The organism is Streptomyces fragilis (assembly GCF_003112515.1).
Lineage (GTDB): Bacteria > Actinomycetota > Actinomycetes > Streptomycetales > Streptomycetaceae > Streptomyces > Streptomyces fragilis.
Window position 1 is genome coordinate 203,175 of record NZ_BEVZ01000008.1, and the last position, 14,005, is coordinate 217,179.

Consider the following 14,005-nt stretch of genomic DNA (forward strand, 5'->3'; position numbering starts at 1 on the left):
GACCGTCAACTGCCTGCCGACTCGCGGACACCCCGTGCTTCCGGTCGCCCGCGTGCGCCCCCTGTGCTTCGCCAGGGACGTCCGGTCCCGACCGGTTCGTCCTGTTTGACGTGGGCATGCTTGTGAAATCAGGGTAAAAACGCACTGTGGTGTTTCCCTGTGCAGTACGGTGCCTTTCTGTGCGGTCGTCATGGGGATGGGTCCGCACGCACACCGCGGCCCTCGACCAGGGGCCGCGCGGCCTGGGGGGGCGTGTGGATGGCACAGGACGCTCGGACGTCTGCGGACATACGGGACGCGGGCGGGACCCGCACGCGCCGGCATCGTGAGGAAACGTTCCGGCCCCGCGGCATCGGCCTGCGGGACAAGCCCGGTTGGTACGTGACCACGCTGCTCTGCGTGGACTCCCTGGTTCCGACCGTCACGCTGGCGCCCGTGCTGGAGCAGTCCGGGCAGCCGGCCCCCGGGCTGGTGACCGTCACCTCGACCCTGACCTGGCTCGGCGTGCGCGGAGCCAGACGCCGGTACACCCGTGCCGAGGTGGGCGAGTCCCGCGGCGCCGTCCCGGTGCTGCACGACTGGCTCATGACGCTCGGGGTCCTCGCGGTGATCGGGGTCGGCGTCCGGACGGTCGTCGACCCCTTCGTCGTCCTCGGGGCCCTGACGCCCGCCCTGCTGCTCGCGGTGTTCGCCCGGCGCGTGGTCTTCGCGCACCTGGCCCGGGAGCGGCGCGCGGCGCAGGCGGTGCTGCGGGTGCTGGTCGTCGGTGAGCCCGAGGCGTTTCCGGTGGTGATGGGGCGGCTCGACTCGCGTACGGACCACCCCTACGCGGTGGTGGGCAGCGTCGCCGTGGGCGGCGCGGCGCCGGGCGCCGAGCGGCTCGACGTGCCCGCCGACCCGGAGTCCGGCGCGCGGGCCGGGCGGGTGCTGGTGGACACGGTGCGCCGCCACCGCGCGGACGTGGTGCTGCTGGCGCCGGGGGCGCGGCTCTCCGGGCCGGCGCTGCGGCACCTGGTCTGGGCGCTGCACGACGCCGAGGTCGAGATCGCGCTGGCGCCCGGTCTGGTGGAGGTCTCCCACAAGCGGCTGGAGGTCGGCTCGGTGGCCGGCCTGACGGTGCTCAAGGTGGCTCCCCCGCAGGGGCCCGGCGGTGTGCAGCAGACGCTGAAGGAGGCCCTGGACCGCTGCGGGGCCGCGCTCGGACTGCTGGTGCTCGCCCCGTTCTTCGCGCTGGTCGCGCTGGCGGTGAAGCTGGACTCGCGCGGTCCCGCGTTCTACCGGCAGCAGCGGATCGGCCGGGACCAGGACGTCTTCGTGATGTGGAAGTTCCGCACCATGGTCGTCGACGCGGACGCCCTCAAGGACGAGCTGGCGGAGCGCAACGAGAACGACGGGCTGATGTTCAAGATGCGCCGAGACCCGCGGGTGACCCGGGTCGGGCGGCTGCTGCGCCGTACCTCGCTGGACGAGCTGCCGCAGCTGTTCAACGTCCTCATCGGTGACATGTCCCTGGTGGGTCCGCGTCCGCCGCTGCCCGAGGAGGTGGCCGGCTACGACGCGACCGCGCTGCGCCGGCTGCGGGTCAAGCCCGGCATGACGGGGTTGTGGCAGGTCAGCGGCCGGTCGGACCTCTCCTGGGAGGAAACGGTTCAGCTGGATCTGCACTACGTGGACAACTGGTCGTTCGTCAGCGACCTCGACGTGCTCAGCCGTACGCTCCGCGCCGTCGCCGACGGCCGCGGAGCGTACTGAGGGACCCAGGGGTGCGGGGGATGCGGCCCCGCTCAGGCGCGGGAGGAGCCCGCGCCCTCGGACAGCCACCACTGGTAGGTGCCGGCGATGCCGTCGCGCAGCGCGATCGACGGCTTCCAGCCCAGACCGGTCAGCCGCGACACGTCCAGCAGCTTGCGGGGCGTGCCGTCCGGCTTGGTGGTGTCCCAGCGGATCTCGCCCGAGAAGCCGGTGACCTCGGCGACCGTCCCGGCGAGCGCGCGGATGGTCAGGTCCTCGCCGCAGCCGACGTTGACCGGCTCGTCGCCGTCGTAGGTCTCCAGCAGCCGGACGCAGGCCGAGGCCAGGTCGTCGACGTGCAGGAACTCGCGGCGCGGGGAGCCGGAGCCCCACAGGGTGACGTGGCCGGCGCCGGACTCGCGCGCCTCGTGGAAGCGGCGGATCAGCGCGGGCAGGACGTGCGAGGTCTCCAGGTCGAAGTTGTCGCCGGGGCCGTAGAGGTTGGTGGGCATGGCGCTGATCCAGGAGGCCCCGAACTGGCGGCGGTAGGACTGGACCTGGCAGATGCCGGCGATCTTGGCGAGGGCGTACGGCTCGTTGGTGGGCTCCAGCGGGCCGGTCAGCAGCGCGTCCTCGCGGATGGGCTGCGGGGCGAACTTCGGATAGATGCACGAGGAGCCCAGGAAGAGCAGGCGGCCCACCCCGGCGGCGTGCGAGCCGGAGATCACGCTCAGCTGGATCCGCAGGTTGTCCTCGAGGAACTCCACCGGACGCGTGCTGTTCGCCATGATCCCGCCCACCTTGGCGGCGGCCAGGACCACCGCGTCCGGGCGGGTCTCGGCAAGGTACGCGGCGGTGGCCGCGGCGTCCCGCAGGTCCAGGTCGGCGCGGCCCCGGGTGAGGACCTGGTGGCCGTCGGCGGTGAGCCGGCGGACGACCGCGGAACCGACCAGCCCGCGGTGGCCCGCCACGAATATCCGGGACTGCGGCGCAAGAAGTGTCATGGACCGGATCATGCCAGCAGTGCGCGGATGATCCCGCGCAATTCAGAAGATTTCCGTACGGATGGTTCGCGTACGGGGCGTGTGACCGAGTACGGGGCGCGGCCGGTCCACCGGCCCGTCGGGGAGGAAAACCACTCATGAGCAAGACCGCGCTGATCACCGGTGTCACCGGCCAGGACGGGTCGTACCTGGCGGAGCTGCTGCTGGAGAAGGGCTACACGGTGCACGGCCTGGTGCGCCGGTCGTCCAGCTTCAACACCGAGCGGATCGACCACATCTACCAGGGCCCGCAGGAGCCCGGCCGCCGCTTCGTGCTGCACCACGCCGACCTCACCGACGGCGTCGCCCTGGTCAACCTGCTGCGTGAGATACAGCCCCACGAGGTCTACAACCTGGGTGCCCAGTCGCATGTGCGGGTGTCCTTCGACGCCCCGCTGTACACCGGCGACGCCACCGGGCTCGGTTCGCTGCGGCTGCTGGAGGCGGTCCGCGCCGCGGGCATCGAGACCCGCTTCTACCAGGCTTCCTCCTCGGAGATGTTCGGCGCGACGCCGCCCCCGCAGAACGAGGCGACGCCTTTCCACCCGCGCAGCCCGTACGGTGCCGCCAAGGTCTACGCGTACTGGTCCACCGTCAACTACCGTGAGGCCTACGGTATGTACGCGGTCAACGGGATCCTCTTCAACCACGAGTCCCCGCGCCGCGGCGAGACCTTCGTGACCCGGAAGATCACCCGCGCGGTGGCCCGCATCAAGGCGGGGCTGCAGCAGGAGCTCTACCTGGGGAACCTCGACGCCGTCCGCGACTGGGGCTACGCGCCCGAGTACGTGGACGCCATGTGGCGGATGCTCCAGCAGGACGAGCCGACCGACTACGTGGTGGCCACCGGGGTCGCGGCCACGGTGCGCGAGTTCCTGGAGACGGCGTTCGGTCACGCGGGGCTGGACTGGCGCGAGCACGTCCGGTACGACGCCAAGTACGAGCGTCCGAGCGAGGTGGACGCGCTGATCGGCGACGCCTCCAAGGCCGAGGAGATCCTCGGCTGGAAGCCCGAGGTCAGGGTGGAGGAGCTCGCCCGGATCATGGTCGACGCCGACGTCCGTCAGGTGGACGCCGAGCTGGCGGGCACCGCGGTGCGCGTCGACCGCTGAGCCGGCCGCCGGTCCGGGACGGGACCGGCACGGTACGGCACACAGGCTCCGGCCGAAGCCCGGGGGGACGGGGATCGGCCGGGAGCAGGGAGAGGAACGCGTCCGGCGGCCCGCCGGACGCGTCAGGGGCGGCTTCAGGGCCGTTTGTTTGGGGGTTCGATGAGAAGAACCAGAGGGCTGAGCGTGGCCCTCGCGACGGCGCTCGCGGCGGGCCTTGCGGCCGCCGTGGCGCCGCAGGCCGGCGCGATCAGCGAGTCGGTCGCCTTCACCGCGGACGATCTGCCCACCTGGCAGACCAACGGCATCGTCTGGGCGCTCGCCCAGGCGGACGGCGTGGTCTTCGCCGGCGGCACCTTCTCCGCGGTGCGTCCCCCCGAGGGGGAAACCGGCAGCGAGCAGCAGGTGGCGAACTTCGTGGCGCTGGACGCCGCGACCGGCGCGCCCACCGACTGCGACCTGTCCTTCACGGTGGGCTCCGGCACCGCCACCGTCCGCGCGATGGCCGTCTCCCCGGATCAGCAGACGCTGTACGTGGGCGGCTACTTCGGCGCGGTCAACGGCACCGCCGTCTCCAGCGTCGCCGCGATCGACATCGACACCTGCACGCCGCGGACCGGCTTCAACGCCGCCTTCCCGGCGACCGTGCGGGCGCTGGCCGTCACCGGTGACACGGTGTACGCGGGCGGTGACTTCACCAGCGTCAACGGCCAGCCGCGCGAGCGCTTCGCCGCGGTGGCCGCCGGCAACGGCGCGCTGCGCCCGTTCACCGCCGACGTGGACGAGCCGGGCCGGGCGATCGAGGTCACCCCCGACGGGCAGCACGCCCTGATCGGCGGCGACTTCTTCACCGTCAACGGGCAGAACTCGCACGCGCTGGCCGTGGTGGACGCCGTCAGGGGCGACGTCGAGAAGGCCTACCCGGCCGGGTTCATCCCGAACACCTCGGTGGTCAAGGACATCGACACCGACGGAACCGGCTTCTACACCGGCAACGAGGGCACCGGCGGCGGCGTCTTCGACGGCCGCATCGCGCTGGACTACGGCACCTTCGACCAGCGCTGGCGCGACACCTGCCTGGGCGCCACCCAGGCCGTGGAGTCCTACCAGGACGTCCTCTACAGCGCCTCGCACGCCCACGACTGCTCCAGCGTCGGCGAGTTCCCGGACGGACGGCGCCAGCACTTCCTGGCCCAGCCGACCACCTCCACGGCCAAGCTGGGCTGGTTCCCGGACACCAACGACGGTCTCGGCGAGGGCATCGGGCCGCGCGCCATCACCATCTCGTCGAAGAACGGCGTCGACTACCTCTGGTCCGGCGGCGAGTTCACCACCGTCAACGGCGCCGCGGCGCAGGGACTCACCCGGTTCGCCTCCACCGGTGACGTCGGCGCGCCCACCGTGCCGGTGATCGGCGCGGACGCGGTGGAGCCCGGCAAGGTCAAGGTCCGCTGGCGCACCAGCATGGACGACGACGACAGCCGGCTGATCTACAAGATCTACCGCAACGGCTCCAGCACGCCGATCGGCACCGTCGAGGCGGACTCCGTCTACTGGGAGCGCCCGCAGGCCTCCTTCACCGACACCGGTGTCACCCCCGGCTCGAGCTACAGCTACCGGGTGACGGCCTCGGACCCGGCGGGCAACACCAGCGCCCTGTCGGCGACCGCGAGCGTGACCGTGCCGAAGACGGCCGAGCCGTACGCCTCGTCGGTGCTGGCGGACGGCCCGAACCTGTACTGGCGTCACGACGAGAAGACCACGCCGTACGTCGGCGACTCCTCGGCCGGTGACCAGAGCGGTGTGATGAGCGGCGGTCCGGCCCTCGGTGAGGCGGGCGCGCTCACCAGCGGCGGTACCTCGTTCCGCTTCGACGGCTCCGACGACCGCCTGTACAGCGACCGTCGCACCACCGTCGGCACGTCCTACTCGCTGGAGACCTGGTTCCGCACCACCACCACGAGCGGCGGCAAGCTGGTGGGCTTCGGCAACAACACCACCAGGAACAGCGGCAGCTACGACAAGCACATCTACATGGCCAACGACGGGCGCCTGTTCTTCGGCGCCTACAGCGGGGCCACGCGGACGGTGAACTCCCTCACCCGCTACAACGACGGCAAGTGGCACCACGTCGTCGGCACGCAGGGCGCGGGCGGCATGGCGCTGTACGTCGACGGGGTCCGGGTCGCGCGCAACACCGCGTACACCACGCACCAGAGCTACGCCGGCTACTGGCGGGTGGGCGGCGACGCCCTGAGCGGCTGGCCGTCGCGTCCGAGCAGCGACAACTTCGCCGGTCAGATCGACGAGGTCGCGGTCTACCCGACCGTCCTCGGCGCCGACCGGGTGGCCGCGCACCACCAGCAGGCCACCAAGCAGGGCGACACCGTCACCTCCGTGCAGGCGTCCGAGGACACCTACGTGAACGAGGGGTCCAAGAGCACCGCGTACGGCTCCGCCACCTCGCTGGCGGTCCGCGGCAGCTCCGGGTACGAGGCGTACCTGCGCTTCGCGCTGCCCGCGGCTCCGGCCGGCACCACGCTGACCGGTGCGGCGCTGGAGGTCCGCACGGACTCCTCCGCCACCGCCGGGTCGGCCGACGCCGTCACGCTGCGGCCGGTCACCGGCGAGTGGACCGAGGCGGGCACCACGTGGAACACCAAGCCCGCCCTGGGCCCGTCCACGCTGGGCACCCTCACCCCGCCGGCCGCCTCGAACTCCGGCGCCACCGCGGAGCTGGACGTCGCCGCGGTGCGCGCGGCGCTGGGCGGCGACTACGGCGTGGCGCTGACGGGGACCGGGACGGACGCGCTGTGGCTGTGGTCCAGCGAGGCCCCGTCCGCGGCGGGCACGCCGCGGCTGATCCTCACCTTCTCGCCCCAGTAGGGCGGACCGCCGGCCCGGTGGCCTCCCGTCGGTCGCACGACCGCGGGGGCCACCGGGCCGCGGCACAGATCCGGCGTGACGGCACCACCAGCACGTCCCGCACGCGCGCGTGCGGAGCAGAGAGCAGGAGTCCCATGCGCAACCACCCGCTGGCGGCGATCGCCGCCCTGATCGCCCTGGGCGTGCTGCCCGCGCTCTCCGGCTGCTCGTCCTCCTCCGGCGATCGGGCCGGCGGCGACCGGGCCGCGGGCCACTCCTCGGCCTCCTCCCCCGCCTCCGGCGGCCCGTCGGCCGGTGCGGGGGCGTCGTCCCCGGGGCCGGTGCTGCCGGACTCGGAGATCGAGGCCCCGAAGGGGTCCGGGAAGTTCACGAAGAAGGAGAAGGAGTACCTCAGCGGCCGGGTGCCCGAGCGGATGGAGCCGGCCGCCGTCCTGGACCTCGGCAAGGAGGCCTGCCAGCGGATCGACCGCACCGCGCGGCACGACAAGGACGCGGTGATCGGCGCGCTGGTGGCCGGGGAGATCCCGGACGCCGAGCCGGCCGTCACCCACCTGTGCCCGGAGCACGAGCCGCTGCTCGAGGCCGCGAAGGGCGGCTACCCGGACGGGCAGCACCCGAAGCCCGCGGCGGGGCGGTACCGGACCGTGTCCGCGGGACCGGCCTGCGCCTGGACGGTCACCGGGTCCGGCGGGAAGGTGCTGGCCTCCGGACCGGGCACCGGGGGCGCCAGGAAGGACGGCACGTACACCATGACCGTGCCGTCCGGGGCCGCCCGGCTGGTGTCCTCCGGGTGTTACGCCTGGGTGCGGGCCTGACCGGCTCCGACCGCCCCGCCGTACACCTCCAGCAGCTTCCCGACCACCGCGTCGATCGAGAAGGCCTCGCCGGCCAGCCTGTGGGCCGCCGCCGAGGCCTTCTCGGCGTTCTCGGGCTCCAGCAGCTCCAGCACCGCTCCCGCCAGGGCGTCGGCGCCCTCGACCACCCGGCCGGCGCCGGCCTCGCCGATCGCCGGCGCGAGGCCGTTGGAGCGCGTCACCACGGCGGGCGTGCCGACCGAGAGGGACTCCAGGACCGACATCGGGAACGGCTCGTCCACCGAGGGCAGCACGTAGACGTGGGCCCGGCGCAGCTCCTCCAGCACCCGGGCGGAGGTCAGCGCGCCCACGCAGAACACCCGGTCGGCCAGCCGTAGTTCCTCGATCCGGCGCCGCACGGTCGCGAGCTCGCCCTCGTCGGGGCCGGCGACCACGAATTCGGCGTCCGGGTGGCGGCGCAGGACCGCGGGCGCGGCGTCGACGAAGTCCACGGGGCGCTTGCGGGCCTGCAGGCGGGCGGCGTAGAGGATCCGCGGCGGCCCGGCGGGCTGCGGGCGGGGGTCCTGGGCGGGCACGCCGTTCACCAGGTGCACGGCGGTGGCCAGCGGGGCGCCGAGCACCGCGTCCAGGTCCCGCCGCTCGTGGCCGGTGAGGTGGAGCACCGCTGCCGCGCCGCGCAGCACCCGGCGGACGGCCAGGGCGTCGAGGACCTTGGCGAGCGCCTTGCCGCTGGGGTCGACCATGCCGTGCGTCTGCAGCACCAGCGGGACGCGGGCGCGCAGCGCGGCCAGCGCCACCGGGAGGGTGACCAGGTCGCGGGCCAGGTGGACGTGGACCACGTCCGCCTCGCGCACCAGGCGGCCGGCGCGGGCCAGCAGGGCGGGTGAGGTGATGCCGCTGAAGCCGAGCGGCAGCAGACGGCGGGCCGGGTAGAGCCGGGCGGGCACCCCTTCCACGTCGCGCGGCGGGCCGCCGGCGAACCCCTCGGCCAGGGCGAGAAGTTCGGGCCGGTGGCCGCGGGCCGCCAGGCCGTGCGCGAGGTTGAGCGCGACCCTGACCGGTCCGCCGAAGGCGCCGGTGGGCGAGTGCAGGGTGACCGCGTGCAGGACGCGCAGCGGTCCGTCCGGGGCGCTCACGAGGGCTCCTTCACGGGGCGGCGGGCACCGTCGGCGGTGTGCAGGGTCAGCTCGGGCAGGTCCTGGTGGAGCACCGCGCCCGCGCCGACCACGGCGTGCCGGCCGACCGTCGCGCCGGCCAGGACGGTGGCGCGGGCGGCTATCCAGGCGCCGTCCTCGACGGTGATCGGGGCGTTGCGGTAGCGGAAGTCGGCGGCCCGGTGGTCGTGCGAGCCGGTGCAGAGCAGGGCCTCCTGGGAGACGCACACGTGGCGGCCGAGGGTGACGGGCTCCAGGTTGAGCAGCCAGGCGCCCTCGCCTATCCAGGTGTGGTCGCCGACGGTCAGCTTCCACGGCCACAGCACGCGCACCCGGTGGCGGATCAGCACCCGCTCGCCCACGGTCGCGCCGAAGGCGCGCAGCAGCGCGACCCGCAGCCGCGGCGGGCACCACCAGGCCGTGAAGACCAGGTTCATCACCGCGAACCACAGGGCCTGGACCAGCTTGCCCCGCCCCTTGTCGTATCCGGCCAGGGTGAACGACGAGAGATCACGCATGCCGGCCCCCTTCCCCCACGCGTCACCGGGAGGCGACGCCCCACCGGTCGTCCGCGCTCCCCAGCGCGGTGATCACAGGCTAGTGGGTCGCCGGAGGTCACGGCAGGGCCTGTGGACAACCCCCGTCGCATCGTCCACAGGGCGGACGCGTGTCCGATGATCGCTCGTAGACTGCCAAGGACCCGGCCGGGGGGCCGGAGGGGTGTGGGGGAATGCGATGACCACCGAGCGAACGGCCGGCGGGCCGCCGGGGGCCCCGGCGGGCGGGCCGCGCGGCGCGGGCGTCCCGAAGGAGGGCGCCGAGGCGCGCGGGAGCGCCGGCCAGGGGCCCGCCGTGCGGCGCCCGGGCATCCGGTTCCGCCCCTTCGCGCCGAGCACGCTGCTGACCACGGCGATGTCGGTGCCCCTGGTGCTGGGCCTTCCGCTGCTGCTGCCGCTGGTGGTGATGAACCAGCCGGGGAGCGGAGCGCGGGACACCGCGTACTGGCTGCAGGCGGGTCTGACGGCGTACTGCGGGGCGCGGCTGTGCGCCATGATCCTGGCCCGCCGCCGCAAGCTGCTGCAGGCCACGTTCTGGATGTTCTGCTACATGGCGATGGGTGTGGCCCCGCTGGCGCAGGCGGTGCTGGGCCGGGTGCCGACGCCCGTGGTGGGCCCGCGCGAGGACCTGGTGCTGGCGATCGCGCTGGTGCTCTTCGGGTGCTGCGCCTTCGACCTCGGGGCGCTGCTGGCGCGGTTCCGGCCGCCGTGGCGGCGCAGGGAGGCCGAGGAGGAGCGGAACTTCGGGGGGGCCCGGGCGGCCGGGGCGGGTGGGCCGGACGACGGGTCGGCGGGGGAGCGGCGGCAGGGCCGCGAGGGCGACCGTCCGCGCCTGGTGCACCGGCGCCGCGTCCATCTGCTCACGCTGGCGGCCTTCGCCGCGGCGGCGCTGCTGGTGGTGCGGCTGGGCGGTCCGGCGGTCTTCTTCTCCAGCCGTCAGGAGATCACCGCCGGCCTGGAGGACGCGGGGCTGTCCGGCAACGGCTCCGAGGCGGGCCAGGCCTTCGTCCGCGGCTTCGGCACGGTACTGCCGCTGATCGCGCTGCTGGTCTACGTCCGGCGGCTGGCGACCTCCCGGCGCGCGCGGCGCAGCTGGTCCACGGTGGCCGTCTTCGGGGCGCTGCTCTGCCTGAACGCCGTCGTCAACAACCCGATATCGAACCCGCGTTACTGGTTCCTCACGGTGATGTTCGCGCTGCTGTTCACGGCCTTCCCGGTGAGCGCGGCGCTGTACCGGATGTCGCTGACGCTGGGCGTGGTGGTGGCGCTGCTGCTGTTCCCCTTCGCGGACGCCTTCCGCTACGACGAGAACAACACCCGGCCCATCGAGACCACGTCGTTCCTGGAGCCGCTGGCGCTGAAGGACTACGACCAGATCGGGATGTTCGCCAACACGATCACCTACGTGGAGTCCACCGGCCACACCTACGGCAACCAGCTGGCGGGCTGCGTGCTGTTCGCGGTGCCGCGGTCGGTGTGGGAGGGCAAGCCGGTGGACACCGGCGTGATGGTGGGCCAGTGGATGGGCACCCGGAACACCAACCTGTCCTCCCCCGTGTGGGCGGAGCTGTACATCGACTTCGGCGCGGTGGGGATGACGGCGGGGCTGGGCCTGATCGGGTACGCGGCCGCCCGGTTCGACCGGAGGGTGGCGAGGGCGGCGCCCGGCCGGCGGAGCCATCCGGGGCGGCTGCTGCTGATCACCGCCCCGCTGATCGCCGGCTACTCGTTCATCCTGCTGCGCGGGCCGCTGCTCCAGGCGACCGGCAGGGTCGCGATCGCCGCCCTGTGCCTGCTGTTCATCACCACCCGCCGCGCGGACCGGGCGGTGCCGGGGAACTAGGCGGGGCCGCAGGGCCGTGGCGCTCGGACGGCCGCAGGGCCGTGGCGCTCGGACGGCCACGGGGCGTGGCGCTCCTCCCCGGGGCCTAGGAGCCGCGGATCTCCGCGGGCGGGGTGCGCCGGTCGTCGACCGGCTCCACCCGGACCAGTTCGCCCCAGACGATGTAGCGGTGCTCGGAGGTGTACATCGGGGTGCAGGTGGTCAGGGTGATGTATTTCCCGGGCTTCTTCCGCCCGGACTTCTCCGGCACCTTCTCCAGCACGCCGACGTCGAACTTCGAGGTGCTCGGCAGGATCTCGAAGACCTTGTAGACGTACCACCTGTCCTTGGACTCGAAGACGACCGGGTCGCCCTCGTGGATCTTGTGGATGTTGTGGAACTTGGCCCCGTGGCCGTCGCGGTGCGCGGCCAGGGAGAAGTTGCCGTTCTTCCCGCTGGTCGGCAGGGTCGCCCTGACCGGGTCGGTGTAGTAGCCGGCCGCGCCGTCGTCGAGCACCTTGGGGTCGGTGCCCTTCTTCACCAGGATCTGGTCGTCGTCCATCGCCGGGACGTGGAGGAAGCCGATGCCGTCCTTGGTGTCCAGCTTCCCGGGGACGCCGGCGCCCTCGATCTCCTGCTCCCACTGCTCGCGGACCCGGTCGCTCTCCCGGTCCGCCGCGCGGTCGGCGAGCAGGTTGGTCCACCACAGCGAGTAGACGACGAAGAGGCCGAGGACCACGCCGGCGGTCATCAGCAGCTCGCCCAGGAAGCTGACCAGGGAGGCCACCGGTCCCCGGGTGGGGCGGCGACGGCCGTCCGGCCGGTGCGCGCCGGTGTCCCCGCCGCGCCGGTCGTGCTCTACCACTGCCACTGCGGCCGTCCCCCGTCGTGTGCCGAACTCACCCTGTCACGGGTCCACCAGCACGTCGGGCTTTCCCTTGGCGCGCGGGCGTTCCTCGTCCATCTTGCCCCAGACGATCATCCGGTAGGTGCTGGTGAACTCCGGGGTGCAGGTGGTCAGTGTGATGTAACGACCCGGTCCGGTGAAACCCGACCCGGGCGGCACGGGCTCCAGGACGGAGACGTTGCCCGGTGACGTGGACGGAAGGATCGAGGTCATCCGGTACACGTAGTACGCCTTGCTGGTCTCCACCACGATCGGGTCACCCGGCTTCAGGCGGTTGATGTAGCGGAACGGCTCGCCGTGGGTGTTGCGGTGGCCGGCGAGCCCGAAGTTGCCGGTCTTGTCGCCGGGCATGGCGGTGGGGATGCTCTCCTTGTCGTAGTGCCCGACCATGCCGCGGTCCAGCACCCGCTCCTTGTCGATGCCCTCGGCGATGGGCACCACCACGTCCAGGGTGGGGATGTGCAGGAGGGCGAAGCCCTGTCCGGCCTCGAAGGTGCCGGGGTCCCGGGCGCCCTTGTCCCAGTCGTCCTGGAGCTGGACGGTCTCCCGGTCCACGTCGGCGGCCGCGAGGACGTTGGTCCACCACAGCTGGTAGGCGACGAACAGGATCATCAGCACGCCGGTGGTGATGAACAGCTCCCCCACGGCGCGGCTGATCAGCACGCCGGGACCGGGGCGGCGGGCCCGCTCGGCGCGGCGGCGCTCCACCCGCGACAGCGCGGCGCGGCCCTTGCCGGAGCGCGCCCCGTCGCCGTCACCGGAGCGTGCCGCGTCGTCGTCGGCGCCCCGGGGGGCGGCCCGGCGGCCGCGGCGGCCCTTGGCGGCCGCGGCCGCCGCCCGTCTGCGCGCGGCCCGGCCGCCCTCCGGGGGCGCGGCGGCGGCCGAGGAGGTGGACGGGGCGTCGTCCGAGCCGTCCGTGCCCGCGGGGCCGTCGGACGCCGGGCCGCCGGAGTGCGTGGGGTCGGGCGGGGGTACGACGGTGAGGCGCATGGTGCTCGACGGGTCCACGGCGCCGCCGGCCGTGTGGGCGGCCGTGGTGCCGAAGGGGTTCTCCGCGCCCTGGTACAGGTCTCCGGGCAGGAAGGGATCGACGTGCCCGAGCGGGTCGGCGGGGCCCCCCGGGGAGGCCGGGGGTATGCGCAGCGCCACCGTCTCGTCGTCCTCGGGGCGCCACCCGGTCACGCCGTGGACCTGCCGACGACCGGGGCCAGCCCGGCGGACCGCGCCACCGCGTCCGGGTCGCCGCACTCGGCCAGCCAGTTGGCCAGCATCCGGTGGCCGTGCTCGGTCAGCACCGACTCCGGGTGGAACTGCACGCCTTCGACGGCGAGTTCCCGGTGGCGCAGCCCCATGACGATGCCGTCGGCGGTCCGCGCGGTCACCTCGAGCTCCGCGGGCACCGTCACCGGGTCGGCGGCCAGCGAGTGGTAGCGGGTGGCGGTGAACGGGGAGGGCAGCCCGGCGAAGACGCCCCGTCCCTCGTGCTCGACCAGGGAGGTCTTCCCGTGCAGCAGCTGCGGCGCGCGGTTCACCACGCCGCCGTAGGCCACCTGCATCGACTGCATGCCGAGGCAGACGCCGAAGACCGGCACGCCGGCCGCCGAGCAGTGCCGCACCATGTCGACGCAGACGCCGGCCTCCTCCGGCGAGCCGGGGCCGGGGGACAGCAGCACGCCGTCGAAACCCTGCTCGGCGTGGCCGAGGGTCACCTCGTCGTTGCGCAGCACCTCGCACTCGGCGCCGAGCTGGTAGAGGTACTGGACGAGGTTGAAGACAAAGCTGTCGTAGTTGTCGACAACGAGGATCCGCGCGCTCACTGTTCGTCCACCGTCGCATCGCCGAAGGGAAGAAGCGGCTCGGCCCACGGGAACACGTACTGGAACAGCACGTAGACCGCGGCCAGCGCGAGAAGCAGCGAGAGCAGGGCCTTCACCCAGGTGTTGCCCGGCAGATGCCGCCAGATCCAGCCGTACACGGGTAC

The 14,005-nt window shown here is 73.3% G+C and carries 12 protein-coding genes; 5 read left to right on the plus strand and 7 right to left on the minus strand.

Features of this window, described 5'->3' with window-relative positions:
* Positions 1-258 precede the first annotated feature (258 nt).
* On the plus strand, positions 259-1,752 hold the full coding sequence (locus Sfr03f_RS25465) for a sugar transferase (protein WP_108956648.1): 1,494 nt from the start codon (positions 259-261) through the stop codon (positions 1,750-1,752).
* Positions 1,753-1,784: 32 nt separating this feature from the next.
* Here Sfr03f_RS25465 and Sfr03f_RS25470 read toward each other — a convergent pair whose 3' ends face one another.
* Positions 1,785-2,735, minus strand: coding sequence for a GDP-L-fucose synthase family protein (locus tag Sfr03f_RS25470; RefSeq protein ID WP_245967749.1), 951 nt, complete (start codon positions 2,733-2,735; stop codon positions 1,785-1,787).
* A 137-nt stretch (positions 2,736-2,872) separates the two neighbouring features.
* On the opposite strand from Sfr03f_RS25470, the gene gmd reads away from it, so the two are divergent.
* From gmd to Sfr03f_RS25485, 3 genes are all read left to right on the plus strand, one after another.
* Complete coding sequence (gene gmd / locus Sfr03f_RS25475; protein ID WP_108956488.1) at positions 2,873-3,886, plus strand: GDP-mannose 4,6-dehydratase; 1,014 nt, start codon at positions 2,873-2,875, stop codon at positions 3,884-3,886.
* Between the two features lie 159 nt (positions 3,887-4,045).
* Complete coding sequence (locus tag Sfr03f_RS25480) at positions 4,046-6,769, plus strand: DNRLRE domain-containing protein (RefSeq protein ID WP_108956490.1); 2,724 nt, start codon at positions 4,046-4,048, stop codon at positions 6,767-6,769.
* Between the two features lie 134 nt (positions 6,770-6,903).
* On the plus strand, positions 6,904-7,584 hold the full coding sequence (locus tag Sfr03f_RS25485; protein ID WP_108956492.1) for a hypothetical protein: 681 nt from the start codon (positions 6,904-6,906) through the stop codon (positions 7,582-7,584).
* On the opposite strand, the gene Sfr03f_RS25490 is transcribed toward Sfr03f_RS25485, so the two are convergent.
* Together Sfr03f_RS25490 and Sfr03f_RS25495 are read right to left on the minus strand one after the other, a co-directional pair.
* Positions 7,563-8,699: a glycosyltransferase gene (locus tag Sfr03f_RS25490; protein ID WP_108956649.1), complete on the minus strand. Its 1,137-nt coding sequence runs from the start codon at positions 8,697-8,699 to the stop codon at positions 7,563-7,565. The genes Sfr03f_RS25485 and Sfr03f_RS25490 overlap by 22 nt on opposite strands.
* Before the next feature lie 17 nt (positions 8,700-8,716).
* Entirely contained in the window at positions 8,717-9,256 is a 540-nt protein-coding gene (locus Sfr03f_RS25495; protein WP_108956494.1) for a WcaF family extracellular polysaccharide biosynthesis acetyltransferase, read from the minus strand.
* A 217-nt stretch (positions 9,257-9,473) separates the two neighbouring features.
* Here Sfr03f_RS25495 and Sfr03f_RS25500 point away from each other — a divergent pair, with 217 nt between their 5' ends.
* Positions 9,474-11,138 carry a hypothetical protein gene (locus Sfr03f_RS25500; RefSeq protein WP_372514199.1) on the plus strand — a complete coding sequence of 555 codons (1,665 nt, stop codon included), beginning with the start codon at positions 9,474-9,476 and terminating at the stop codon, positions 11,136-11,138.
* Positions 11,139-11,223: 85 nt separating this feature from the next.
* Here Sfr03f_RS25500 and Sfr03f_RS25510 read toward each other — a convergent pair whose 3' ends face one another.
* From Sfr03f_RS25510 to Sfr03f_RS25525, 4 genes are read right to left on the minus strand one after another with little or no spacing between them, the layout of a single operon-like run.
* Positions 11,224-11,988 (minus strand): class E sortase, encoded by a 765-nt coding sequence (locus Sfr03f_RS25510; RefSeq protein WP_372514200.1) that lies wholly within the window; start codon positions 11,986-11,988, stop codon positions 11,224-11,226.
* A gap of 36 nt (positions 11,989-12,024) precedes the next feature.
* Entirely contained in the window at positions 12,025-13,206 is a 1,182-nt protein-coding gene (locus Sfr03f_RS25515; protein WP_245967750.1) for a class E sortase, read from the minus strand.
* Positions 13,203-13,841 carry an aminodeoxychorismate/anthranilate synthase component II gene (locus tag Sfr03f_RS25520; RefSeq protein ID WP_108956496.1) on the minus strand — a complete coding sequence of 213 codons (639 nt, stop codon included), beginning with the start codon at positions 13,839-13,841 and terminating at the stop codon, positions 13,203-13,205. Before Sfr03f_RS25520 ends, Sfr03f_RS25515 begins: the two co-directional genes overlap by 4 nt.
* Positions 13,838-13,999, minus strand: coding sequence for a hypothetical protein (locus tag Sfr03f_RS25525; protein WP_108956498.1), 162 nt, complete (start codon positions 13,997-13,999; stop codon positions 13,838-13,840). The genes Sfr03f_RS25520 and Sfr03f_RS25525 overlap by 4 nt, the downstream gene beginning before the upstream one ends.
* Between the last annotated feature and the right edge of the window lie 6 nt (positions 14,000-14,005).